General features: G+C 62.8%; 22 protein-coding genes. 11 read left to right on the forward strand and 11 right to left on the reverse strand.

Features of this window, described 5'->3' with window-relative positions:
* Nucleotides 1-18: 18 nt before the first annotated feature.
* From arcC to ADBZ9O_RS17195, 5 genes are all read right to left on the reverse strand, one after another.
* Entirely contained in the window at nt 19-942 is a 924-nt protein-coding gene (gene arcC / locus ADBZ9O_RS17175; RefSeq protein WP_526523881.1) for a carbamate kinase, read from the reverse strand.
* A gap of 13 nt (nt 943-955) precedes the next feature.
* Nucleotides 956-1,960: an ornithine carbamoyltransferase gene (locus ADBZ9O_RS17180; RefSeq protein ID WP_526523883.1), complete on the reverse strand. Its 1,005-nt coding sequence runs from the start codon at nt 1,958-1,960 to the stop codon at nt 956-958.
* Nucleotides 1,961-1,978: 18 nt separating this feature from the next.
* The gene (locus ADBZ9O_RS17185) at nt 1,979-3,178 is read right to left on the reverse strand and encodes an arginine deiminase (protein WP_526533240.1); all 1,200 of its coding nucleotides are present in this window, start codon (nt 3,176-3,178) and stop codon (nt 1,979-1,981) included.
* 56 nt (nt 3,179-3,234) lie between these two features.
* A complete protein-coding gene (gene arcD / locus ADBZ9O_RS17190; RefSeq protein WP_526523885.1) occupies nt 3,235-4,713 on the reverse strand; it encodes an arginine-ornithine antiporter in 1,479 nt (492 codons plus the stop codon).
* A gap of 147 nt (nt 4,714-4,860) precedes the next feature.
* Nucleotides 4,861-5,700 carry a universal stress protein gene (locus ADBZ9O_RS17195; protein ID WP_526523887.1) on the reverse strand — a complete coding sequence of 280 codons (840 nt, stop codon included), beginning with the start codon at nt 5,698-5,700 and terminating at the stop codon, nt 4,861-4,863.
* 248 nt (nt 5,701-5,948) lie between these two features.
* Here ADBZ9O_RS17195 and ADBZ9O_RS17200 point away from each other — a divergent pair, with 248 nt between their 5' ends.
* The 4 genes from ADBZ9O_RS17200 to ADBZ9O_RS17215 all read left to right on the forward strand — a co-directional run bounded on the left by ADBZ9O_RS17200 (nt 5,949) and on the right by ADBZ9O_RS17215 (nt 8,684).
* Nucleotides 5,949-6,539 (forward strand): Rv1733c family protein, encoded by a 591-nt coding sequence (locus ADBZ9O_RS17200; protein WP_526523889.1) that lies wholly within the window; start codon nt 5,949-5,951, stop codon nt 6,537-6,539.
* Between the two features lie 40 nt (nt 6,540-6,579).
* Nucleotides 6,580-7,473, forward strand: coding sequence for a universal stress protein (locus ADBZ9O_RS17205; RefSeq protein ID WP_526523891.1), 894 nt, complete (start codon nt 6,580-6,582; stop codon nt 7,471-7,473).
* Nucleotides 7,474-7,582: 109 nt separating this feature from the next.
* Nucleotides 7,583-7,858: a dsRBD fold-containing protein gene (locus tag ADBZ9O_RS17210; protein ID WP_526523893.1), complete on the forward strand. Its 276-nt coding sequence runs from the start codon at nt 7,583-7,585 to the stop codon at nt 7,856-7,858.
* Nucleotides 7,859-7,883: 25 nt separating this feature from the next.
* Nucleotides 7,884-8,684 (forward strand): universal stress protein, encoded by an 801-nt coding sequence (locus ADBZ9O_RS17215; RefSeq protein WP_526523894.1) that lies wholly within the window; start codon nt 7,884-7,886, stop codon nt 8,682-8,684.
* Here the strand turns inward: ADBZ9O_RS17215 and ADBZ9O_RS17220 are convergent.
* Nucleotides 8,681-9,337 carry a TetR/AcrR family transcriptional regulator gene (locus ADBZ9O_RS17220; protein ID WP_526523896.1) on the reverse strand — a complete coding sequence of 219 codons (657 nt, stop codon included), beginning with the start codon at nt 9,335-9,337 and terminating at the stop codon, nt 8,681-8,683. The two genes, ADBZ9O_RS17215 and ADBZ9O_RS17220, sit on opposite strands and share 4 nt — an antisense overlap.
* Before the next feature lie 123 nt (nt 9,338-9,460).
* Between ADBZ9O_RS17220 and ADBZ9O_RS17225 the strand changes: the two genes are divergently transcribed.
* Nucleotides 9,461-9,727 carry a hypothetical protein gene (locus tag ADBZ9O_RS17225; RefSeq protein ID WP_526523898.1) on the forward strand — a complete coding sequence of 89 codons (267 nt, stop codon included), beginning with the start codon at nt 9,461-9,463 and terminating at the stop codon, nt 9,725-9,727.
* A gap of 10 nt (nt 9,728-9,737) precedes the next feature.
* Here the strand turns inward: ADBZ9O_RS17225 and ADBZ9O_RS17230 are convergent, their stop codons facing one another.
* Nucleotides 9,738-10,421: a TetR/AcrR family transcriptional regulator gene (locus ADBZ9O_RS17230; protein WP_526523900.1), complete on the reverse strand. Its 684-nt coding sequence runs from the start codon at nt 10,419-10,421 to the stop codon at nt 9,738-9,740.
* A 126-nt stretch (nt 10,422-10,547) separates the two neighbouring features.
* On the opposite strand from ADBZ9O_RS17230, the gene ADBZ9O_RS17235 reads away from it, so the two are divergent.
* From ADBZ9O_RS17235 to ADBZ9O_RS17245, 3 genes are read left to right on the forward strand one after another with little or no spacing between them, the layout of a single operon-like run.
* On the forward strand, nt 10,548-10,973 hold the full coding sequence (locus ADBZ9O_RS17235; protein WP_526523902.1) for an MmpS family transport accessory protein: 426 nt from the start codon (nt 10,548-10,550) through the stop codon (nt 10,971-10,973).
* Entirely contained in the window at nt 10,970-13,864 is a 2,895-nt protein-coding gene (locus ADBZ9O_RS17240; protein ID WP_526523904.1) for an MMPL/RND family transporter, read from the forward strand. Before ADBZ9O_RS17235 ends, ADBZ9O_RS17240 begins: the two co-directional genes overlap by 4 nt.
* The gene (locus ADBZ9O_RS17245) at nt 13,861-15,069 is read left to right on the forward strand and encodes a wax ester/triacylglycerol synthase domain-containing protein (RefSeq protein WP_526523906.1); all 1,209 of its coding nucleotides are present in this window, start codon (nt 13,861-13,863) and stop codon (nt 15,067-15,069) included. Before ADBZ9O_RS17240 ends, ADBZ9O_RS17245 begins: the two co-directional genes overlap by 4 nt.
* On the opposite strand, the gene ADBZ9O_RS17250 is transcribed toward ADBZ9O_RS17245, so the two are convergent.
* From ADBZ9O_RS17250 to ADBZ9O_RS17265, 4 genes are all read right to left on the reverse strand, one after another.
* A complete protein-coding gene (locus ADBZ9O_RS17250) occupies nt 15,059-15,445 on the reverse strand; it encodes a hypothetical protein (protein WP_526523908.1) in 387 nt (128 codons plus the stop codon). The genes ADBZ9O_RS17245 and ADBZ9O_RS17250 overlap by 11 nt on opposite strands.
* 163 nt (nt 15,446-15,608) lie before the next feature.
* Nucleotides 15,609-16,226, reverse strand: a complete 618-nt coding sequence (locus tag ADBZ9O_RS17255) for a helix-turn-helix transcriptional regulator (RefSeq protein WP_526523910.1) — start codon at nt 16,224-16,226, stop codon at nt 15,609-15,611.
* A gap of 2 nt (nt 16,227-16,228) precedes the next feature.
* Nucleotides 16,229-18,460, reverse strand: coding sequence for a hypothetical protein (locus ADBZ9O_RS17260; protein WP_526523912.1), 2,232 nt, complete (start codon nt 18,458-18,460; stop codon nt 16,229-16,231).
* A gap of 50 nt (nt 18,461-18,510) precedes the next feature.
* Entirely contained in the window at nt 18,511-19,947 is a 1,437-nt protein-coding gene (locus tag ADBZ9O_RS17265; RefSeq protein ID WP_526523914.1) for a hypothetical protein, read from the reverse strand.
* Nucleotides 19,948-20,364: 417 nt separating this feature from the next.
* On the opposite strand from ADBZ9O_RS17265, the gene ADBZ9O_RS17270 reads away from it, so the two are divergent.
* The 3 genes from ADBZ9O_RS17270 (at nt 20,365) to ADBZ9O_RS17280 (ending at nt 23,540) form a co-directional block, all read left to right on the forward strand.
* Nucleotides 20,365-21,660, forward strand: coding sequence for a ferredoxin reductase family protein (locus ADBZ9O_RS17270; protein WP_526523916.1), 1,296 nt, complete (start codon nt 20,365-20,367; stop codon nt 21,658-21,660).
* Between the two features lie 153 nt (nt 21,661-21,813).
* Nucleotides 21,814-22,593 carry a TetR/AcrR family transcriptional regulator gene (locus ADBZ9O_RS17275; RefSeq protein ID WP_526523918.1) on the forward strand — a complete coding sequence of 260 codons (780 nt, stop codon included), beginning with the start codon at nt 21,814-21,816 and terminating at the stop codon, nt 22,591-22,593.
* A 68-nt stretch (nt 22,594-22,661) separates the two neighbouring features.
* Nucleotides 22,662-23,540 (forward strand): lysophospholipid acyltransferase family protein, encoded by an 879-nt coding sequence (locus tag ADBZ9O_RS17280; RefSeq protein ID WP_526523920.1) that lies wholly within the window; start codon nt 22,662-22,664, stop codon nt 23,538-23,540.
* Nucleotides 23,541-23,542: the final 2 nt, after the last annotated feature.

Genomic DNA, 23,542 nt, shown 5'->3' on the forward strand with positions numbered 1-23,542 from the left:
TCAGCGGCATCTGCGCGTTCACCACTGCACTCGAACCCTTGTGCCCGCGCAACCCTCGACGATGCTGGCAATGTCGGTCAGCGAGCCGATGACGGCCTCATTACCGGTGTTCCCCGCAAAGCCGCATGCCGCTTGGACTTTCGGGCCCATCGATCCGGCGGGCAGGTCCAGTCCTGCCAGCGCATCGGTCGTGACCCGGCCCAGCTTGCGCTGGCTCGCCGTTGCCCAATCGGTGTAGACACCGTCGACATCGGTGGCGATGACGAGCAGGTCGGCGTCGAGTTGCTCGGCGAGCAGGGCCGAGGCAAGGTCCTTGTCGATGACGGCTTCGACGCCGTGCAACTTGCCGTCCTCGTCGTAGGCGGTCGGAATGCCGCCTCCGCCTGCGCAGATCACGATCACGCCCTGTTCGAGCAGGCTGCGGATCGGTCGAATCTCGAAGATACGCTTCGGTTTCGGGCTGGCCACGACACGACGGAAGGTGTCACCATCGGGTGCGATGGACCAGCCGCCTGCGGCCGCGAGACGCTCCGCGGTCTGCCGGTCGTACACCGGGCCGATCGGCTTGGTGGGATGGTCGAACGCCGGGTCGTCGCGGTCCACCTCGATCATGGTCAACAGTGTGGCCAGCGGTTGCTCGCTGGGCAACAGGTTGCCGAGCTCCTGCTCGATCACGTAGCCGATCATTGCTTCTGTCTGGGCACCGAGCACGTCGAGTGGATACGGCGCCACCCCGTGTCCCAGATCGTGATAGGCGGCGGACTGCAGCGCCAACAACCCCACCTGCGGTCCGTTTCCATGCGCGACGACGATCTCGTTGCCGGGGCTCACCGAGGCGATGCGCTCGGCCGCCACGCGGATGTTGGCGCGTTGGTTCTCGGCTGTCATTGGCTGCCCGCGCTGCAGCAGCGCGTTGCCGCCCAGCGCGATGACGATCCTCATGTCGGTGTGCCGTTCAGCTGAGCGCGGCCACGAGGACCGCCTTGATGGTGTGCATCCGGTTCTCCGCCTGTTCGAAGGCGATGTTCGCGGGGCTTTCGAAGACGTCGTCGGTAACCTCGACGCCGTTGGCGAGGAACGGGTACTGCGCGGCGATCTGGGCACCGATCTTGGTCTCGGAGTTGTGAAACGCGGGCAGACAGTGCATGAACTTGACCCGCGGATTGTCCGCCGCGGCCATCAGCGCAGCGTTGACTTGGAAGGGCAGCAGCATGTCGACCCGTTCCCCCCACGCCTCCATCGGCTCGCCCATCGAGACCCACACGTCGGTGTGGATGAAGTCGACGCCGACCACCGCCTCCTTCGGGTCATCGGTGATGGTGATCCGTGCCCCGGACGCGGCCGCGAACTCCCGGCACATCGCCACGTGCTCATCGGCCGGCCATAGCGCCCGGGGGGCGCCGATGCGGACGTCCATCCCGAGCTTGGCTCCCACCAGTAGCAATGAGTTGGCCATGTTGTTGCGGCCGTCGCCGAGGAATGCATAGGCAATATCGTGCAACGGCTTTGGGCTGTGTTCTGTCATGGTGAGAACATCGGCCAGCATCTGGGTCGGGTGAAACTCATCGGTGAGTCCGTTGAAGACCGGCACCCCGGCGTACTCTGCGAGTTCCTCGACGATCTCCTGACCCGCACCTCGATACTCGATCGCGTCGTACATTCGGCCGAGAACCCGGGCGGTGTCCTTCATCGACTCCTTGTGCCCGATCTGCGACGACGTGGGATCGATATAGGTCACGTGGGCGCCCTCGTCGTGCGCGGCGACCTCGAAGGCACACCGGGTCCGGGTTGAGGTCTTCTCGAAGATCAGCGCGATGTTCTTACCCGCGAGACTGTTTCTGGTGATGCCGGAGTACTTGGCCCGCTTGAGGTCTCGGGACAGATCGAGTAGGTAATGCAGATCGCGGTCGGTGTGGTGGACCAGACTGAGCAGGCTGCGGTTGCGGTTGTTGAACGCCATGAGCGGTTCGTCCTCTATCTAGGTGTAGAGCGGATCGCGCAGAATCGGACAGGTCATACAACGACCACCACCGCGGCCCCTGCCGAGTTCGCTGGCGTCGATGGTCACCACCTCCACGCCGGCCTTGCGCAGGGCGGTGTTGGTCAGCGTGTTCCGGTCGTAGCCGATGACCACGCCCGGCTCGAGCGCGACCACGTTGTTGCCGTCGTCCCACTGCTCGCGCTGGATGCCGTAGACGTCGCCGGCTGTGGTGACCACGCGGAAGTTGACACCCACTGCGTCGCCGATGGTTTCGATCAGTCCCTTGGGCTCGCGGCGGATGTCAAGGCCGGATGGCGAGCTGTGGTCTGGCCGCAGGCTGATCGGCACGATGCCATCGACGACGGGAGCGAAGGCTGTGACGAGGTCGCGGTCACAGAAGGTGAACACCGTGTCCAGGTGCATCGCCGAACGGGTCTTCGGCAGGCTGGCGATGATCACCCGGTCCGCCGCCCCAGCCGCGAACAGGTTGCGTGCCACCTGAGTGATGGCCTGATGTGAGGACCGTTCGCCCATGCCGATGACGACCAAACCCTTGCCAATCGGCATCACATCGCCGCCCTCGAGGCTGGCCATGCCGTGATCGGTGGGATTACCTTCGGGATCGCCCAGCCAAATGTCGTACTTCTCCTCGGCGAAGGCCGGGTGAAACTTGTACACAGCGGTGGTGAGCAGGGTTTCCTGCCGCCGTGCTGGCCAGTACATCGGGTTCAGCGTCACCCCGCCGAAGATCCACGCCGAATTGTCGCGCATGAACTGCGTATTGGGCAGCGGACGGATGACGAAACCCGCTGGGTCCAACTCGTTGAACAACGACAGGAACCCGCTGTCCACCTCGTCCACCACGTCCTGATAGGCGAGACCGCCAATCAGATACTCCGCCAATCGGTCTGGAGCCAGCTCCGTCAACCACGCCCGAATCTCATGGGTGAGTCCCGGTCCCACCAGATCATCGGTGACCTTGCGGTCCAACACCCAGTCCCGGGCATCCGGCTTGGCCACCACGTCGGCGAGCAGGTCCTGGAGTTCGAGGACCTCGACGCCGCGGTCGACCATCTTGGCGACGAAGTCGAAGTGGTCGCGGCGGGCCTGCTGCAGCCAGATCACGTCGTCGAAGAGCAGTTCGTGACAGTTGTCGGGGGTCAGTCGCTGATGGGCCAGACCGGGCGCGCACACCATCACCCGCCGCAGCCGACCCGCCTCGGACCAGACACCCAACGTGGATTCGGTCGCGTTCACAGGACGGACAGGTTTCCGGTGACCATCAACACGACGGCCAGGACAGATGTCAGCGCCACCACGGCGAGGACTCCCCATTCGGGCTTCGTGAAGAACGGCAGGTGACTCTCGCGGCGCGCCCAGAGGTACAGCGCGGTGCCGACGAGGTAAAACACCGCCGCGACCAACAGGTACTGCCAGCCTCCGGCGTACACCAGCCACACCGCATAACCCAGCGCCACCACGCCGATGACAAGGTCGCGGGTGCGACCACCGCCAGAGTCGTACGTCTCGCCGCGCACGGCCAGCAGCACCTGGTACGCCGCCGACCACAGATATGGCAGCAGGATCAGTGATGTCGCCAGGTACACCAGATTCGTGTAGGTGCTCGAGTTGGCCAGCGTCCACAGCAGCAGGGCCTGGACGCACAGATTGGTCAGCCATAGCGCGTTGGCTGGTGCGCCGTGGGCGTTCTCTTTGGCCAGCGCCTTGGGCATCACGTGTTCCAGGGCGGGCAGTCGCAGGATCTCGACGCATAGCATGATCCACGCGATCAGGGCGCCAAGCAGCGAGATGACCAGGCCGATCGAGATGAAGGCCGAACCCCAGCTGCCGACAACGCTTTCCAGGACCCCCGCCATTGACGGGTCGGGAACGCCGGCAAGCTCGGCCTGGGCCATCAGGCCATACGACAAGAGGTTGACCAACAACAGCAGCGCCAGCACCCCGGCGAAGCCGAGCACCGTGGCCCGGCCGACATCCTTGCGGCTTTCGGCGCGCTTGGAGTAAACGGCTGCGCCTTCGATGCCGATGAACACCCAGACGGTCACCAGCATCATGTTCTTGACCTGCGACACAGTGTCGCCAAGGGGCGCGCCGTCGACCTGTACCGCCTTGCCCCAGAAGTCAGCCGAGAACAATCCGGCTTTGAAACCGACCGCGGCGATCGCAATGAACACCAGGATCGGAACGACCTTTGCGATGGTCACCACGACATTGACCAACGCGGCCGTCTGTACACCTCGAAGGGTCATGGCGTGCACGATCCACAACACAACCGATGCCCCGATGATGGCGGGAACCGTTGCACCGCATTCGAACTGGGGGAAGAAGTAACCCAAAGTCGAGAACAACAGAACCAGATAGGCCACATTGCCGACCCACGCCGAGACCCAGTATCCGAAGGCCGATGTGAACCCGATGTAGTTACCGAAACCTGCTCTGGCGTAACCGTAGACGCCGCCGTCGACATCGGGCTTGCGGGTGGCAAGTGTCTGGAAGACGAAGGCCAGCATCAGCATCCCGACCCCGGTGATGGCCCAACCGATGAGCAGGGGACCGGGCGCAGCGCTGGCGGCCATCTGTGAGGGCAGGGCAAAAATTCCGCTGCCGATCATCGAGCCGACGACGATGGCGGTCAGCGCCGCGAGACTCAGGCCGGCCTTGGGCCTGGTCGGTCGGGAGTTCGAGGGTGGGGAAATGAGTGTGTCGGACATCGTCGTCCTTCGGTTCATTGGTCGTGCGGGGCTCGCACATGGCTGACGGTAGGTCCTCGATCCGCCTCATCAGAGGAGGCTTTGGTCCTCTAACGGGCGCCGCAAGTCCTCACACAGCTGGCATGGCGGGGCTCTGTGCCACGGGGTTTACCGGACGACAAGCACCGACCTCGAAGGCCGGGACTCGTCTTTGTCCCGGTGGGGGCCGACGATCTTGGCCACGTGCTTTGCCTCGGCAGCTCCGATGACCACGAGCTGGACGCAGAGGTCGCGGTGCTCAGCGAGGAATCCGATGGTATCGGTGGGTGTGGTAACCGGATAGATACGCACATTCGGATGGTCCGCCCGCCAGGACGTGACCAGACGATTGAGCTCATCGTCGCCGATGCCGCTGTGGTCGCTCGGCGAAACACCAAGAGCGAGAACAGGTGCGCCTCTCAAAGATGCTTCCCCGAGTGCGTAGTCGACAAGCTTGTTGTCCACGGCGGTGTGGTCGACGACGACGACGATCCAGGGCGGTTCCGAGGCTGACTTGGAGTGGCTGGTCCGAATGACGGCAACGGGGCAATGGGCTTGCTCGGCCACGGCCACGGCGGTCGAACCGAGGGTCATCTCGCACAGCGGTGAGATGCCAACCGAACCGACGCATACCATCGTCGCCGCGTCCGATTCCTTGATCAACACCGAATCGGCGTCGCCCCAGCAGATCTCGGTGTCGATCTGGATGGGCTTGCCAGTGGCCGAGACAACCCCCGATGCGGCCCGCAGAGCGCTTCGGCCGTACTCGGTCTCCGGCCAGTCTCTGGTCACTTCCGCGAGGTCTTCGTCGAAATCGCTATCCTCGTCCTCAACTGCGACAACGTGCACCAATCGCAGCGGCACGTTGCGGAGCACGGCTTGGTCTGCGCCCCAGAGCGCCGCATCGATTGCGGCTTGTGAGCCGTCGATCCCGACCACGATCGGTGCTGCTGAATCGGGGAACTTCACGGTTGACTTCCCTTCGGCGATCGGACGCGCGTGGCCATATCAGGACGTTAAGCCGAACGCAGAGTCCCCGACGGTGCCGTTGGTCCTGGGTTCGCGCCCAAAAGTCACCACTAGTCGCCGGTACGCGAGTGGTGACCTCCGCCCGTGTCGCTTGATGCCTTTCGGCCCTCGGATTCTGCCTCGCCAACAAGGAAACTCTGGGCATGGGCCTTGCCACGTGTGGCTGAGCCGCTTCTGGAGGAGAAGTCATGGAGATGTTCACCGTCGACTGGGGCCGCAGCTGGCTTGTCCGGCTGCTCGGGCGGAACCCGCTGGTCCGCAGCACCGATCGGTGGGAAACCTTCGCCGCCACGCTTGCCGTGATTGCCGTCATCACCGCGGTGCCGATCGCCGCAGCCTTCGGGACGGCTATGAAGGATTCTCGTTCGGCGGTGTATGCGCAACAGGCGCTGAACCGCCATGAGACGCCTGCGACCGCTCTGGAGAACGCCACCTTGAATGCCCAGGTGTACACCCAGACGTTCCATGTGCGGGCGCGTTGGGCGGCTGCGGGCACTGTTCATGTCGGCACCGTCTCGGCCCCGGCGATGGTCCACCCCGGCGACCGGATCGACATCTGGACCGATGAGAGCGGCTCCCTGAGCCGGCCTCCGATCCCAGTGGGCAGCGCCGGAACCGAGGCAGTTGGCTGGGCCGTGCTGTCCTGGATGGTCGTCGCCGGTGTGGTGGCCACCGGACTCTATGGCCTGCACCGCACCTTCAACAGGGCCCGCTACGCCGGTTGGGATCACGATCTCGATTCTCTGGCCGGCAATGACGGCGGGCGCGCTGCTCACTGATCTCCCGACGTCTCAGTAAACCTAGAGCTAGGAGCGAGCAATGATTTCTTCGACAGGCCTTGACGGCATCGTGGTGGCGGTCGACGGGTCAGCACCGAGCAAAGTGGCAACCGATTGGGCCGCGCGTGAGGCGGCCATGCATCACGTCCCATTGACCGTTGTTCATGTGATACCGCCGCCCGCAATCGCCATGTGGCCTGAGGCGGCCGTGCTTGAAGGCTTCTCTGACTGGCGCCAGAAGCACGCCGCGAAGGTTCTCGACGAGGCAAAGAGCGTTGCGCACCAGGCCATCGGCGATGACCATCCGCTCGATATCCACGTGAGATCCCTGGTAGGGCCGACCATCTCAACTTTGGTCGATGTGACCAAGGATGCGGCCTTGGTGGTGGTGGGAAGCCGCGGATTGAGCGCAGTGCGCCGTCGGCTCCTGGGATCGGTCAGTTCGGGGCTGGTCCATCACGCTCATTGTCCCGTCGCGGTGATCCACGATGAGGATCCATTGATGGATAGGCCCGCCCAGGCGCCGGTGCTACTTGGCATCGACGGGTCCCCGGCGTCAGAGCTGGCCACCGCCATTGCTTTTGACGAGGCGTCTCGTCGCGGGGTGCCTCTGACCGCGATGCATTCCTGGGCCGACGACGAACTCTACGGCTGGCGAGGCGGGCTGGACTGGGACGCACAACGCGGCGAAGGCGAGCGGGCGTTGGCGGAGCGTCTCGCGGGCTGGCAGGAGCGCTATCCGGATGTGGTGGTGGAGCGCCAGTTGATCTTTGGTGATCCGGCAGAGCATTTGCTCGCGGCATCGGAGGCGGCGCAGTTGACGGTCGTGGGCAGCCATGGCCGAGGCGGGTTCGCCGGAATGTTACTGGGATCGGTGAGTGCGGCGGTGGTGGAGGCCGCTCGGATGCCGGTGATCGTCGCTCGGTCGTCATAGTTGTCCCGCTGGTCATTGATCGGGGACCAATGGCCCTGGTGTTCGCCGGACGGTTCGCGCACAGTCGATAGTGCCCCCGCATGAGGTATTACGAGGTATGAGGAGCAACATGAGCCGACACGATCGCGACAAGTCCAAGTATCGCGTGAAGATCACGGTCGACGAACATGACGACCATACCGAGGCTGTCGCCCATTTACGTTGGCGCCATACCGATTTGGTCGGCATTGGCGAGGCCGACCTCGACCCGGACGACCGATACCCCAAGCGCGTTGGCAAGGAGTTGGCGGTCGCGAGGGCGCTGACACATCTGACCAGACAGCTCTTCGTCACGACAGCCGGCGACATCGAGTCGGTCACCGGAGAAGAAGCGTCCGTGCGCTGACATGGCCGGCGTCAGCGAGAAAGCTATGCCCATCGTGGTGGGTATCGACGGTTCCGCGGCGGCCATCAATGCTGCGGTGTGGGCAGCCGCCGAGGCCGTTGCCCGCAGTGTCCCATTGCGACTTGTCCACGTCAGACCAGTCGACGGTGGACTGATGGGAACGGATGGCTCGATATTGGAGGACCGCAGGCAGGCCACGGAAGCACTGCGCGCGGCCTCCGTTTCTGTCGCGGCGGCCGCGCCGGCGGTCAAGATCGAGACCGAAGCGTGTTGTGGAGCTCCCGGCGCGACGTTGGTGGCGGAGTCACATGAGGCCGCGATGGTGTGCATCGGCTCCACCGGAATAGGTGCCGTCAGTGCCACAGTGCTGGGCTCAACCGCCGCTGACGTTGTTGCGCAGGCGTTGTGCCCGGCCGCGGTGATCCGCTCACCTCATCAGAAACCGCTGGCAAACCACGAATGGATTGTGGCAGCCATCGACGGTTCCGCACTCGACGAGACGGTGATCGAATGGGCGATCGCGGAGGCGGAGTTGCGTCAGGCTCCGATCTTGGCCGTCGGGGTGTGGTCGGAAGATTTCGGCGCTACTCCCTATGACGAACTCGACCGCAGGGTGCAAGTGTGGCGGGACGGCCATCCAGGGCTGCGCATCTCGGCGGTGACTACCCGCAACAGCATTGCCGGGTTCCTCGCGGAAAACGTAGAAGTATCGGTTGAGCTCGCCGTGATCAGTAGTCGAGACGCTCACCAGGTGGGGCACATCATCGGGCCGCATCGCCATCCCATCGTGTCCCATGGCTACTGCTCGGTCCTTGTCGCGCGCTAGCGATCTTCGGTCGGTGGCTCGCTGTCGTGCGTGGGCCGGATTTGACCTTCGCGAATCAACATATTGACTGCGGCTTCCCAGCGCCTGAGTTGGGTTGTGGTGGCGAAAGATTCGGGTAGATGCCGATCGATGTGGGAACGCAGGGTGATCGCGCCGAGTGCAAGGATCACGGGATTGAGGGCGGCCCACGTCTGATCGAGGTCGGGGCGGGTCAGCTGCTGCTCGGCGCGCTGCTTCCAGCGGGCGCTACCCATGGCTATCAGGCCGTCGAAGATGACCGCGCCAATCTGATTACCGTCGATCAACACACGCGCGACGTAGTCGACGACATCAGGGTGCTGGATGATCAGGCTCACCACCTTGTCGCCGACCTCGCCCACAGGATCTGTGGGCGTCGAAGCGAGATCCACGGCCAGCCCGGCACCCAGCACCGCAAGGACGTGGTCGTCGACAGCTTGGATCAGCCGGGCCTTGGTGCCGAAGTGGTGTTGTACCAATCCGATGGACACCCCAGCTGAGCTGGCAATTTGCCGTAGCGAGGTACTCGCGGTGCCGTGCCGGGCGAAACTCCGCAACGCCGCATCGCGGATCCGTTCCACATTCGACCGGACGTCCTTGGTGGACTCGTCGGGTGAAGGCGGCCACGGGATCACATGGCAACGCTAGCCAGCAGTGGACAATATCGGTGTATCGCGTAACAATACGTGCGTATTGGCGTCGTCCGTATCTGCGTGTCGAGCCGAGGGGTCTTGGCAGTCGGATCGGAGGGGCCAACGATGGCAACACCGGGGCTAAATGCTGATCAAATCGCGTCGCTGAACGGGCGGGCCCGGGTGGTGGGGAACCGACTCGGCTGGGAGCTGCGATTCGAGGTCGCCGAGGACCCGGCGTTTGCGGGTTTGACCGCCGGGGTGAATCACGTGTTCGTGGTGGGGCCGTGGCCGCTGGCCGACCTCACGGTCGACGACGTGGTGTCCGTATTGGAAGCCCTGCAGCTTGGCACCCGTCGCATTCTCGACGAGCACGTTCCACGCATGGTCTGACACCCCAAGCTCACCGCGCCTCGCCGTGGTCGGCTGGGGCACCTGCGGGCGTCCAGGTTCGCATCGCCGCATCCAGGCCCTCCTCGTCCAGCGCGCGTACCTCCAGTCGCGTTTGGTCATCGCGGGAGCGCATGCCGTCCAGCAGTATCGCCACGTAGCGGCGCCACAAACTCGGGTCGACGTGGCCGGCGAATTCGCTGACCGTGCCCGCCAGCAGGCTGATGATGGGCATATCGGTGAATGACACGTCCTGACGCAGGCTGCCGTCATTCTGCGCTCGCTCAACGACTTTGGTGAGGATCGGGCCGAGCCGTTCCTGGGCGGCGTCCACGCGGGCGCCTGCATACGATTTGCTGAACGCTATCTCGCGCAATCCTCGGTCGGTGGCGGTCAGCTCACACATCGTGTTCACGAACCAGGCAAAGCCGTGCCAGGGATCGTCGTGCTGTAGTGCTGTCTGCGCCAAGGCGGCGATCTGGTCGAGACCATCCTCGAAGATCGCCTCGATGAGTTCTTCCTTCGTTGCGAACCGGCGATAGACGGTCCCCACTCCGACGCCTGCGTGATGGGCGATGTCGTTCAGATTCGGTTCCACGCCTCGTTGCGCGAACAAGTCCCGGGCTGCGGCGAGGATGCGTTGCCGGTTTCGCTCGGCGTCTTTGCGCAGCGGCCGCCCTGGCGCCGGAGTACTCATCTGGCCAAGTGTAACGAAGACGACAAATAAGTGGATTGACTTCATCCGTTTTTATCGTTAGCTTGACTACTCAGTACCCCGCCGACCGCCGACTGCGGCCGCCAAGAACCGTGAAGGGCCAATCCATTGACCAAAGTCCTTGCACGCGTGTGGCTTCCCTTATTGATTGTGGTAGCGGTGGTGGCCGGGGCGGCAGTGGTCAGCAACGTCCGCTCGATCTTCGGTGCCAATCCGGTTGTCGTCACGCCCAAAGGGTCGGAGAGTGCCGCCGACTTCGATCCCAAGGTGGTGACCTATGAGGTGCTCGGACCGGCCTCGACGGCGGTGATCAACTACACAGACCTCGACGGCAAGCCACAGCGCGTCGAGAGCGCGGTGTTGCCGTGGACGTTGACGTTGACAACCACCTCGCCTTCGGCGAGCGCCAACATCCTGGCCCAAAGCGACGGGCACGCCATCACCTGCCGGGTCACCGTCGATAACGACGTCAAGGCCGAGAGGACTAGCACGGGCATGAATGCCGAAACCTTCTGCTATGTGAAGTCCGCATGAGCGCACCAGTGGACGACGCCACGACCGACGCCATTCCCGTCGCCCGGCACAGGGCCCAGGCACGCATCCCGAAGTTCATCCGCACCTTCGCCATCCCGATCATCCTGGCCTGGATCGCGATCATCGCCGTGCTCAATACCGTTGTGCCGCAACTAGAAGACGTCGGCAAGTTGCGTTCGGTGTCGATGAGCCCCAATGACGCGCCGTCGATGATCGCGACGAAGCGAGTCGGGGAGGTGTTCAAGGAGTACACCACCAGTAGCTCGGTGATGATTGTGCTCGAAGGTCAGCAGCCGTTGGGTGCCGACGCTCACGCGTTCTACGACCGGATCGTTCGAGACTTACGTGCCGACACCAAACACGTGCAGCACGTTCAGGACTTCTGGGGGGATTCCTTCACGGCGGCTGCCGCCCAAAGCGCCGATGGCAAGGCCGCCTACGTGCAGGTGTACATAGCCGGTGACCAAGGCGAGACCCTGGCCAATGAGTCGGTGCAAGCCGTTCGGAACATCGCCAGCGACAAGGATGCTCCACCAGGGGTGAAGGCCTACGTCACCGGGCCTGCCGCCACGACCGCTGATCAAAGCGTCGTGGGCGATGAGAGCATGAAGACGATCGAACTGCTCACGTTCGCCGTCATCATCGTCATGCTGTTGCTGGTCTACCGGTCTGTGGTGACGACCCTCGTGGTGCTGGTGATGGTTGTCCTCGGGCTGACCGGCGCCCGCGGCATCGTGGCCTTTCTCGGTTATCACGACGTCTTCGGGCTGACGACATTCGCCACCAACTTGGTGGTGACCTTGGCCATCGCGGCAGCCACCGACTACGCCATCTTCCTCATCGGGCGCTATCAGGAGGCGCGCCGAACCGGTGAGGACCGAGAGTCTGCGTATTACACGATGTTTCACGGTACGGCCCACGTTGTCCTGGCGTCGGGCCTCACCATTGCCGGTGCGACTCTGTGTCTTCACTTCACCCGGCTGCCCTACTTTCAGACGATGGGCATCCCCTTGGCGGTCGGCATGGCGGTGGTGGTCGCCATTGCCCTGACCTTGGGTCCCGCGTTGATCTCGGTGGTCAGCAGATTCGGCAACGTGTTGGAGCCCAAGCGCGTGTCACAGTCTCGCCTGTGGCATCGGGTCGGCACCGCGACGGTGCGCTGGCCGGGCGCGATCCTGGTATGCGCTGTCGCGACATCGTTGGTCGGACTGCTCGCGCTGCCCGGGTACCACACCATCTACAACGACCGCGTGTACCTTCCCGACGCGGTCGCGGCCAACGTCGGATACGCGGCCGCCGACCGGCATTTCTCCCAGGCCAAGATGAATCCTGACCTGATGATGATCGAGTCCGATCACGATCTGCGTAATCCGGCTGACTTTCTCGTCATCGACAAGATTGCCAAAGCCCTTGTGCGCGTTCATGGTATCGACCAGGTCCAGACCATCACCCGGCCTGAGGGAAAGCCGATCGAGCACAGCACGATTCCGTACTCGATCAGCCAAAACGGCACCGGTCAGGTGATGAACAATGACTATCAGCAGACCATCATTGCGAACACCCTCAAACAGGCCGACGCCATGCAGGTCACTATCGACCAGATGACGACAATGCAGGGCATCACCCAGCAGATGGCCGAAGTGACCGCCAGCATGGCCAAGAAGATGAATACGACGGTGACCGATGTCAAGCAACTGCGCGACAGCATGGCGAATTTCGACGACTTCCTCCGGCCGATCCGCAACTACCTGTACTGGGAGCCACACTGTTTCGATATTCCGGTTTGCTGGTCGATGCGTTCGGTTTTCGACGCCCTCGATGGCATCGCCACGATGTCCGACGACCTCCAAGACCTCGTACCCGACATTGACAAACTCGCTCAACTGATGCCGCAAATGGTCGCCGTCATGCCAGCGATGATCCAGTCGATGAAGGATCAAAAGCAGATGATGCTCAACCAGTACCAAGCGCAGAAGGCTCAGCAGGACCAGACCATGGCGATGCAGGGCAACTCCACCGCCATGGGCCAGGCATTCGATGCAGCCAGAAATGACGACTCGTTTTATCTGCCGCCGGAAGCGTTCGACAATGCCGACTTCAAGCGGGGTATCAAGCTTTTCCTCTCGCCTGACGGACATGCCGTGCGGTTCACCATCATTCATCAGGGTGACCCCTTGACCCAAGATGGCACCGCCCGCATCGAGCCGCTGAAGATCGCGGCGGCAGATGCGATCAAGGGAACGCCGCTCGAAGGTTCGTCGATCTATCTCGGTGGCAGCGCCGCGATGTATGCCGACATGCAAGAGGGTGCGAACTACGACCTGATCATCGCCGCTGTGGCAGCGCTCATCTTGATCTTCATCATCATGACAGTCCTGACCAGGGCAGTGGTCGCCGCGGCGGTCATCGTCGGCACCGTGGTTCTCAGCCTCGCCGCGTCGTTCGGCTTGTCGGTGCTGCTCTGGCAACACATCATCGGCATTCCGTTGCACTGGATGGTGCTGCCCATGTCGGTGATCGTCCTGTTGGCCGTCGGCGCGGACTACAACCTGTTGCTCGTATCGAGAATGAAAGAGGAGATCGGTGCCGGGTTGCGCACCGGTGTCATCCGCGCCATGGTCGGCACCGGTGCGGTGGTGACGTCCGCAGGGTTGGTCTTCGCGTTCACCATGGGCTCCATGGCGATCAGCCAGTTGATCATCATCGGCCAGGTCGGCACCACCATTGGTCTCGGTCTGCTCTTTGACACCCTGGTGGTTCGGTCCCTGATGACGCCGTCGCTGGCGACGTTGCTCGGGCGCTGGTTCTGGTGGCCGATGCGCGTGCGTCAACGGCCCCTTCCTCAACCCTGGCCCCAGCAGGCGCCGTCGATGAATGAGGTAACGCAATGACACGCTCCGTGAGCATTGACCGCTCCATCGCGATGCCCGCGCGAATGTTCCTCGATATGGAAACGCGCCGGGGGATGAACGTCGCAGTGTCCTACGTCTTCATCCTCGACGGAACGTTGAGCGCCGATGACGTCCGGGCGGCTGTCGAGGAGCTCAAAGCCGTCACACCGCGGTTGAGGCAACGAATCGCCCTGGACGCATCGGGTCGCGAAATGTGGTGCCCTACCGATGCCGAAGGCCAACTGGACTTTGTTGACCTGCCTCCTGGCTCAGATCCTACGGTCGTCTTCGACCAGTGCAGCAGGCTGCAGGAGCGGGTCTTTCCGTTGGATCGCCCACTGTGGCAGGTGGTTTCCTACTCCGGTATCCGCGGCGGCCGTAGCGCGCTGCTGGTGCGACTGCACCACGCGGTCGGCAACGGCGCCGAGGTGCTGGCCATGCTGGCAAGCGCGTTCGGGGTGGATGCCAAGGGCACGGTGTGGGTCGATGCGCCGCAGCAGGCTTCGGCATCGGTTGGCGGAGAAGCAGAACCGGGCGGAATTTCGTTCAACAGTCGCCGACAGCACGTGTCGGTGCTGCACCTGGGTACGCGCCGTGTCTGGGACACCGTGACGGCTCGTTACGGTGTGTCGTCAGATGTGTTGTCGGTCAGCTTGCTTGCCGACGCAATGTTGCGATACTGGCAGCGCACGGGAACGACCCGCGACGCGGTGGTCGCCACGATGCCGACGACATCGGAGAAGCTGCACGAGTTGAGCAATGGGGCGATGGGGCTACACGTGCCCAACGTCGCGGTGAGTGCAGACCTGGTAGGAGTTGACCGGCTGGATGCGTTGTCGACACTCCTGGCGGCGGAGCTCGCCGCAAGCGAGCAGAAATCGATGGAGACGATGTACGCCAGCGGGATGTCTGCACCGGCAGGGGATCCGGCCGGACCGCCCGGTGTCGCCATGACGGACCTCCTGGTGACGTCCTTCGTCACCATGCCGGTGATGGCGGTGCGGGGATGCCGGGTGGTCGACTTCAGTGGGTTCGCCCCGGTGACAGGGACTCACGTGGTGGCCTCACCGATCGACTACGACGGCCAGGTAGGGCTGTGTGTCAACGTCGACACTTCGCTCGTGTCACCGGAGGTGTTCGGTGACTGTGCTCGCGAGGTGGTGGCGACCATCCTCGGTGGACACCCGACCGCCACTACTGGCTGAGCGCTTTCGCCTTCAGCGCGTGAAATTCCTGCTCGGTGATGGCGCCCTCCGAGAGAAGCGCTTTGGCGTCGATGATGTCCTGTGCGGGAGAACGGCCCGCGGCGGCCTTGATGTAGGCGTCGGTTTCCTGTTTGGCCCGGGCTGCCGAATCCTGAGCGCGCTCCGCCATGCCTTTGCCGCGTGCTATCAGATAGACCAGGGCGGTGAGGTAGGGCAGCACGATGAGAAAGAAGACCCAGATCGCCTTGGCCCAGCCCGAGCTCTTGTGATCACGCCAGAACAGATCCGCCAGGACATTGAACAAGATGATCAGGTAGGCGATGAACGCGAAGATCACCACGGTCGACCTCAGGAAATGCCAGAACGTGTCCCACACAGAACGTACTCCTTCGCACATAATCGTCGAGGCCTTTGTGCCCCAAACACTTTGATGACGCCCTACAGCGTAGACAGGATGGGTGGACGGACCGCGGTCGCAAGCTGGCGTCGGCAAAGAATGTCCCCCGAACAGGGGTCAAATCGGTCCTCCCGGCGCATTCCTACTTCGTGATGAAACCGTCTTCGACTCCGGCTGCGTACAACTCGGACTTGGTGCGCGCCGGGTGACCCACTTGGGCGTACTTGTCGCGCACCCGGTCGATGTATTGCTTGGCTGTGCTGGGCGCGATCCCCATCCGCCGGGCAACGCTGTCCAGCTTCAGCCCGCATGCGTAAAGCCTCAGCGCTTCCAGTTCGTTGTCAGACAGTTTTGGCCGGTCGGCGTCGTGGTCGATGACCAGTGCCTTCGCGAGGACGGGACTCATCCACTTCTGCCCATTGAGTGCGGCGTCCACCGCGGCGCAGAGCTCTTTGACACTATCGCTTTTGGCGACCACGCCCGATACACCCGCGGCCAACATCCGCCGGACGTGGCGCGGGCTGCCCAGTGCCGACACGATGAGCACCGCAACGCCGCGCTCTGTCAGCGTGGCCACGATCTGCTCGTCGGCCAAGCCTCCGTTGTCAAGGTCGAGATCGAGCAGTAGTAGGTCCAGATCATGATGCAGGACAGCCTCTATGGTGCTGGCAGTGGTCACCTGATGGCCAAGGTCGCGCACCACACCGGCAAGTGCTTCTCGGACCAGCACGTGGTCATCGACCACCGCGATGTGCGTCACGGTCACCACCTGATCTCGACGAGGCCATCGGATTTTGCCAACGTAACATCTGCTTCTGCGGCCAACGGTGATGCTGCGATGACAGCACCTCCGGCCTCGATCGCACGCGGGGGTGCCACCAGAATCAGTTCGCTATGGCCACTGGAGCGGAATAGCCCCACGGACACCACGTCATCGGGATCGCATGCCGCGATGATGCCGACGATTGTCGCTGAGACCGATCGCGCGCGCGCCGCGTCGAGGGCGCCCTCCTCGAGGTTGACCTCGACGATGACTTTTGCGCGCTTCGCTGCATCCACGATCTCGACGAACGCCTCGGTGATTTCGCCAGACTCGTAGGGCAATCCGATAAGTGCACGCAAGTAAGACTCCTCCAGCGCCGCCGCTGCGCGGACGTCCTGATCGCCGACAAGTTGTGGCTGTCTGCAGACCCTGAGCAGCAAAGCGCGTGCCTCATCGATCAGATTGTCGAAACCGCCACTGCGGATGGCGATTTCGGCCGCCAGCCGCTCCTGGGCAGCACGTCGGCGCACTTCGTCGTCGAGCTGGGTCGCGACCGCATCGGACAGCCTCAATACCTGTCGGCGTAGCACCGCGAAGGCGGCGACCACCAAGGCGTCGGCGATCAGAAGAGCCACGGTTGACCCGCCGCAACGCCCGGCGTCGTGGTGGAGCACGATGAACGATCCGAGCGCGATGACCGCGAGGGCGGGCAGCACGACCCGTACTCGACCATCGAGCAGGACAAGGACGGCGCAGATGGTCGCTGCGGCATCTCCACCCCAGCCAAGATTGGGGTGAACGCCGCACGCTGACTGCGCGGGGTGCGAAAGCCCGAAAATCACCATCCCGCCCATGAGCGCAAGGTAGGCGGCCACTCGTGCGCCGATCGGCAGGCCGGCTGTGCCACCGGCATTGCGCAACACCAGCGCCAAGGCCGCAGCGACAATGAGCCAGACAGTCAGTGGTGGGGTGATCGCTCCAACTGACCAACCGGTTCGCAGTGTTGTCGTGACCAGCATGACCACTGCAAATTCGGTGAGCATCACCGCGGCGATCCCCGCTGCCATCCGAAAGGAGGCTCTCTGGAACACATCTGATCGTGTGACGGGTCGCGGTATCGGAATCTCGATAGTGGTGACCGTCCCCTGGCCGGGAGTGCTCACGACGGTGGTACGCGTGCCGGCATCCTCAGCCCGAACCGACATTGCCGACTGCAGCGGGATGATGTCGGGCATACCGGCTCCGGCATCACTGACAATGACTTGTCTTTTCGCCGAACAATATTCGGCTGCTGCCACCGCTACTTGTGTGTGCTTGGCGATGTTTGTGACCATCTCCCGAATCGTCGAGAGAATCTCTCGACGCTGCCACGCAGGCAGGTCGGCAATGCAGCGGCGGAATTCGTCGACGTTGCTCATGGTGAGCTCGACGCCCATCGCGCGCGCGTGGACGAGAACGTCATCCACCGACGCCGTGGTCCTGTTCTGGCGCATCCGCGAATCATCCACTGCCCGGACGTCGTCGGCGCATCGCTGTGCGACTACCGAGTCAGCGCTGACAATCCGGCCGGTAGCGATAGCACCCAAGGTGTTGACGATGGTGTCGTGCAGTAATCGTGCCCGCCGCCGTCCCGCCTCTGCCTCAAGCTCCCGGCGAGCCAAAGTTCGGTCGGCCGTCAACCTGGCGTGCGCCTGGTGGTCGGCTTCGGCTGCGACGGAGTGCAACTCACGGACAGCCACCACCGCCGCGAATGCGGCCCCGAGTGAGTTCACCGGCAGTAGAACCAGGTAGCTCCAGGTATACGAGGTCACATCATTCACCGTGATAAACAGCGACGTTGCGATAGCCAAGCTGATCGTCAGGCTGCTGATGACCGCCGCGCGCGGCCGCAACAGCAGGCCGGCCAAGATTGATACCGAGATGCCGACGGTCAGCGCCGCTCGCAATATCTCGGTGACAGATCCGCTCGCCTGAGCGGCGATCGCCACACCGATGAGCGCCCACGTGGCAAGCAGCGCAGGAGGGGACACCCGCCTGAATGCAGCGAGCACCCAGACGACGGCGTGGATGGCGAAGGCCACCGCCACCACCAGTGGCCGGTTCAGGTCGTGTGAATTGCCGGTGACCAGGACAAACTGTATGGACGGCGACACCGCTGCCCAGAACAGCCCCGCGTTCGTCAGCGCCCGATCGACGCCTATTCGATGGCGCTCCTCCATCTGGCTGCTCATCGTCGCACCCACATTCGGGTGAGGGTAACGGACCTGACCTGGGCGAGCGCTCAGGACGAGCGAGTGAAACCGATATCGTCGCCGATCACCGTCGCCGGCCCGATGGGCAGTTTTTCCGCGTCCCCTCCGGCGACTTTGACGAATTCGAGCTTGTCCTTCCATACCTTGCGGATCAGATCCTCGAACGCCATGGTGGTGAGCTGCTCGCCAGGGCAGCGGCGGTAGCCGAAGCCGAATGGCGCGAAGCCTGCGTAGTCGCACACGGGCATCGGACGATCGTCGACGACTCCGAACACCGTGCCGAATGCGCTGTTATGCAACGATGCCTTGCGTCCGTCCTTGACGTCGAACGTCGCTTTCGGGTCGAATGGACATTGCGCCAGGCCCATTTGGCGGATGCGTGCTTCGTCGACCTGTTGGCTGGTGGGTGCTGTGACATAGCGAGACGGGTCGAAGTCGGTTGGGTTCACCCACTGCACCGGATCGAGGCTGGTGGACGTGTGTGGACTGACGATGTACCCATGCCGCTCGAATGCCGGCGGCCGGGTTTCTTCGAGCGCGGAGATGCTTCCACCATTGGGCGAGATGACGCGGAACAGCTCCATGACGAGGCGCTCCAGCGGAGGGAAGGCGCTGCCGTCCGGGCTGTCGAACGGCCCGGACATCGTCTTCTGGAACTCGGCCTTGGCCTGCTCGTCGCCACCTTCTTGGCCGAGCTTCGCCATGACGTTGTAGAGACTGTTACCCCACTGACTGAAGGCCACGAAATTATGGAAGCACTCGAAGACCACGTCCTTGTGGTTGAAGTACTCGCTCTCTTCGCCGTTTTTGAGCCAGTACCACGCAAATGTCTTCGCGGGTTCCGGCGTCTTACCCGACTGAATGTCCTTGAGCCGGTCGTCGATCCACGTTTTCAGGAAGGCGAGGTTCTTCCGCACAATCATGTAATTGTCGTAGACGACCTTCTGGGTAGGGTCACGGTAGGCGAGCACCGTATTGAAGCTCGCACCGATCTGGCGCACCTCGGCGGGGAGATCCTTACCTTTGACGCCCAAATGCAGGTCCCAGTACAGATCCCAGAACGTATCGAGATAGATCCGCATCAACGGCTTCCCTGAATTGCCTGCGGCGAACAGTCCGTCAAAGAACTCCACAATCTTCTTCTGATACATGCCCCGATAGAGGTCAGGCGTCACCGCGGACATATAGATCCGCTTGCGCCGGTTGTCGGGTCCGCGTTTCTCCAGGCCCTGGAGGAACACTGTGACACCTTCTTCCGGGGCTGGCTCCCACGTCTCGCTCAGCAGACCCCACAGGTCATAGGGCAGGGCATTTTCCTTGGTCAGGGCGACGTCGATCATCGGTAGCACGGGGCGCTCACCGTCGGAGACGGTGTTGAGATACCACGGCAGGATCGCGTGTTGGACGTAATCGGCATCGAATTGAGCAAGGTACTGGGTGCGAAGCTTCGCTATTGCGGAAGCCATCTGGTCGTCGGAGGCGGGGGTTGAAGGAGGGGTGTCCGTCGGCGCAGAGTTCGCACACCCTGCCAGGGCGGTCAATCCTGCGACTGCACCGGCTCCACTTGCGATGAAAGCACGTCGTCTCACCTGTCTACCCCTTTGGCTAAATGAAACACAGCCCGCATGCCCTGATCAATGGAAGTCATTGTGGCCGTGCAGCTGTCGACACAGTCACCCTAGCCACGGCTTCCTGCCGATAACTGCCCGCAACAAGACTCGCGGTGTGTTTGTCCCCCGAAAAGGGGACATTACTCGTAGAGGTCGTTTGCAGACATCGGGTTTGAAACATCTGGATGTGATAGACCGAATCGTGCAACGTGCAGCGAAGGTACCGACACCGGTGCGAGAGATCCGCTAGTGCGGGTCGCGGTCCGAGGTGCGATGTGGTTTGGCCTCTACGTGGCAGTGGCGGTCTGCCCGCTGGTATTCGCGGCGATCGGTGTTGCCGAGGAACGCCGTGGCTTCTGGCGTGAGTTCGCCGTCGCTCTCGGCTTTGTCGGACTGTCGATGATGGGTTTGCAGTTGGTCCTGGTGGCAAGGATCAAAACGGTCGCTGCACCATTCGGCGAAGACGCACTGGTCGCCTTCCATCGCTACATGGGATACGCCGGAACTGCGTTCGTCTTCGCCCATCCAGTTTTGTTGATGGTGCTCGTCGACCCCAGCTATATCGAGCGGGTGATCCCGTGGACAGCACCGTGGGCGGGGCGTTTTGGCAGCTTGGCCATCCTGTGTCTGATTGTGGTGATCGTGACATCAGTGTGGAGGGCACGCCTGCGCATTTCCTATGAGGTGTGGCAGGCGATCCACCTCATCGCATCGGCAGTGGCACTCATCGCCGCGCTGGTGCATGTGGAGCTGATCAACTACTACGTTGACCGGCCGTGGAAGCGTGGGCTCTGGATCCTGATGACGGCAGCTGTCTTGGGAGTTTTCCTCTGGGTGCGGATCATCAGGCCGGCCATCCGGATGCGGCACCCGTGGACGGTCAGGTCGGTGGTCGAGGAGCGTGGCGGGATCAGCACCATCACCTTCCAGCCGCTGAATCATCAGGGCTTCACCTTTGCGCCAGGTCAATTCGGCTGGCTGTCGGTCCATCGGTCACCGTTCTCGCTGACACAGCATCCGTTTTCGTTCTCCTCCAACGGCGATGACTCGTCCGCTGTGCAGATGGGCATCAAGGCGCTTGGAGATTTCACCGAAACCGTTAGTCGACTTCAGCCCGGCACCCGCGCCTACATCGATGGCCCGCACGGCGTCTTTTCCCCGGACCGTTACCAGGGCCCCGGATTTGTCTTTATCGCAGGGGGCGTGGGCATCTCGCCGATCATGAGTATGCTTCGGACCCTCGCTGCCCGTGGAGATCGGCGGCCCTGTTACTTGTTCTACGGAGTCAACGATATCAATCAGGCGGCCTTTCGCGAGGAGATCGACCGCTTCAGTGTCAACTCGGAACTGATTGTCTCCTATGTGATTTCAGACCCGCAGAGTGATTGGACCGGCGAGCGAGGATATATCGGCGCCGAAACTCTCCGTCGCGGGCTTCCCGCTAACCGACGTTCCTTGCAGTACTTCATCTGCGGTCCCGGTGCCCTGCAGGATGCGATGGAAGATGCCCTTCGCGATATGCAGGTGCCGGGGGAGCACGTCCACACTGAGCACTTCAACTTCGTCTAGAAAGAGACAGCGATGCGACACCACCAGATCAAGTGGGCGGCAATGGCGGTCACGGTGGGAATTGTCATCGCGTGCGTGGTATTCGCGCTTGTTCGGATGTGATCTAGATCACTAAATGACCAACCGACTGAAACGGTCATTAAGGTCGTTGTGGTGAACGACGTTGAACAGCGTACGGAGCAGGAGGGGGCGCAGGTTGAGCTTCCCGAGGTCCGGTCACCAAGGGCGGCCCGCATCCTCGCAGCTGCCGACGCCCTCCTGCTCGCGCACGGCAGTCGGGGCTTCAGCGTGGCCGATGTGGCACAGAAGGCCCACGTCGGTAAAGGCACGGTGTACCTGTACTGGGCCACGAAGGAAGACCTGCTGCTCGGCTTGATCGGGCGCGATTTCCTTGCCGTGGCCGACAGCGTCAGCGACGCGCTCAGTGCTGACTCTCAGTTGGCTCGCCCGTCGCGATTTTGTCCCTATCTGTTGCGAAGCACGGGGGAACGCACCCTGGTCAAAGCGCTACAAGACAACGACGAGGGGCTACTCGGCATGCTCGCCGCTCACCCACGGACCATGATGCTCCGTGATGCGCTTGGGCCTGGCGCCCTGATGAGTACCGTCCTGCCGTCGTGGCGACGCAATGATCTGGCCAGGACAGATTGGGACGTCGGTGCTCAGATGGTGGCCCTTAATGCTGTGATCGCTGGATTTCAGCTAGCTGTACGAGAGTCCATTGCGTTGGCTGCCGGCGGTGACCCCTACTCGGTGATGGCGGCTACCGTAACCGCGGTGCTGGGGCCAGAGCGGGCGACATCGGCGCAGGCCAGGGCGGCGGCGACCGACATCGCACAATTTCTCCAACATGGCCGGAAGGATGTCCTCAATCTCATCGGACAGCCAGTTAACTCCCATGCGGACAAACCTTCACGTGGCATCGAGCGATAGTCGCTCGGGTCCAACCGCGCCCTTTTTCGTGCAATCAGACCACCGTCGCAGTAGCTTCACGAATGGAGATGATGATGCCGAACAGCCCTGTGCGTGAGGCTGATACACGCAGTGTCAAGATCTGGCGCCAGATCCTCGGAGACACAGCCGACCGGCTGGACCCGGTGGTCGACCTGTGCCGCCCATATGTCGACGGATTAGAACACCTGCCGGCTGATGGTCGATTTATGTTGGTGGGCAACCACACTGCGTTCTCGGCTGCTGAGATCCTGATGGTCCCTTTCTTCGTCCGCAGAGCGATCGGCACCCGCGTGCGTGCGCTCGCGGATCGTCAGTTCGAGAGGATCCGCGGACCACAGGCTGACCTGATGACCGCTTATGGTGCCGTGATAGGTCGACCCGAAGCCGCCGCCGACTTGATGCGGGACAACGAGACGATCCTGGTGTTTCCCGGCGGCGGCCGCGAGATCGCCAAGTTCAAGGGCGAGGAGTACAAACTGCGCTGGGACAACCGCTACGGTTTCGCCCGGTTGGCCGTCGAGCACCGCTATCCCATCGTCACCGTCGGGTTGATCGGCGGTGACGACGTCTATACGGCCATCTCCCGTCGCGATGGCCGCTGGGGCCGGTTGAGCAGTCAACTCACCACCCGTCTCACCGGTCGGTCGGATATGGCCATTCCTCTCACCAGAGGCATTGGGCCGACACTGATTCCGCGACCGCAGCGGATGTATCTGAGGTTCGGCGAGCCGATCGACACCTGGGCACGGGGACGTGCATCAGTCGACAAGTACGTGTCGAGCATCAAAGACCGAGTGCAGGCGGATTTGGAAACGACATTGGCCGACCTGCAACGTATCCGCGCCGTCGACCCCTATCGACAACTCAATCCACTGGCCTGGCGGGCCGCTGTCATGCCGGGCCCGGGCGACACCGACCGGCTCTAAGA

Origin of the sequence: Mycobacterium sp. (assembly GCF_965229105.1) — a bacterium.
GTDB lineage: Bacteria > Actinomycetota > Actinomycetes > Mycobacteriales > Mycobacteriaceae > Mycobacterium.

Bases quoted from the DNA above. Each gene is read 5' to 3' on its own strand.
- arcC (WP_526523881.1), bottom strand. From the start codon at position 942: ATGAGGATCGTCATCGCGCTGGGCGGCAACGCGCTGCTGCAGCGCGGG.
- ADBZ9O_RS17180 (WP_526523883.1), bottom strand. From the start codon at position 1,960: ATGGCGTTCAACAACCGCAACCGCAGCCTGCTCAGTCTGGTCCACCAC.
- ADBZ9O_RS17185 (WP_526533240.1), bottom strand. From the start codon at position 3,178: ATGGTGTGCGCGCCCGGTCTGGCCCATCAGCGACTGACCCCCGACAAC.
- arcD (WP_526523885.1), bottom strand. From the start codon at position 4,713: ATGTCCGACACACTCATTTCCCCACCCTCGAACTCCCGACCGACCAGG.
- ADBZ9O_RS17200 (WP_526523889.1), top strand. From the start codon at position 5,949: ATGGAGATGTTCACCGTCGACTGGGGCCGCAGCTGGCTTGTCCGGCTG.
- ADBZ9O_RS17205 (WP_526523891.1), top strand. From the start codon at position 6,580: ATGATTTCTTCGACAGGCCTTGACGGCATCGTGGTGGCGGTCGACGGG.
- ADBZ9O_RS17210 (WP_526523893.1), top strand. From the start codon at position 7,583: ATGAGCCGACACGATCGCGACAAGTCCAAGTATCGCGTGAAGATCACG.
- ADBZ9O_RS17215 (WP_526523894.1), top strand. From the start codon at position 7,884: ATGCCCATCGTGGTGGGTATCGACGGTTCCGCGGCGGCCATCAATGCT.
- ADBZ9O_RS17225 (WP_526523898.1), top strand. From the start codon at position 9,461: ATGGCAACACCGGGGCTAAATGCTGATCAAATCGCGTCGCTGAACGGG.
- ADBZ9O_RS17230 (WP_526523900.1), bottom strand. From the start codon at position 10,421: ATGAGTACTCCGGCGCCAGGGCGGCCGCTGCGCAAAGACGCCGAGCGA.
- ADBZ9O_RS17240 (WP_526523904.1), top strand. From the start codon at position 10,970: ATGAGCGCACCAGTGGACGACGCCACGACCGACGCCATTCCCGTCGCC.
- ADBZ9O_RS17245 (WP_526523906.1), top strand. From the start codon at position 13,861: ATGACACGCTCCGTGAGCATTGACCGCTCCATCGCGATGCCCGCGCGA.
- ADBZ9O_RS17260 (WP_526523912.1), bottom strand. From the start codon at position 18,460: ATGAGCAGCCAGATGGAGGAGCGCCATCGAATAGGCGTCGATCGGGCG.
- ADBZ9O_RS17265 (WP_526523914.1), bottom strand. From the start codon at position 19,947: ATGGCTTCCGCAATAGCGAAGCTTCGCACCCAGTACCTTGCTCAATTC.
- ADBZ9O_RS17270 (WP_526523916.1), top strand. From the start codon at position 20,365: ATGTGGTTTGGCCTCTACGTGGCAGTGGCGGTCTGCCCGCTGGTATTC.
- ADBZ9O_RS17280 (WP_526523920.1), top strand. From the start codon at position 22,662: ATGATGATGCCGAACAGCCCTGTGCGTGAGGCTGATACACGCAGTGTC.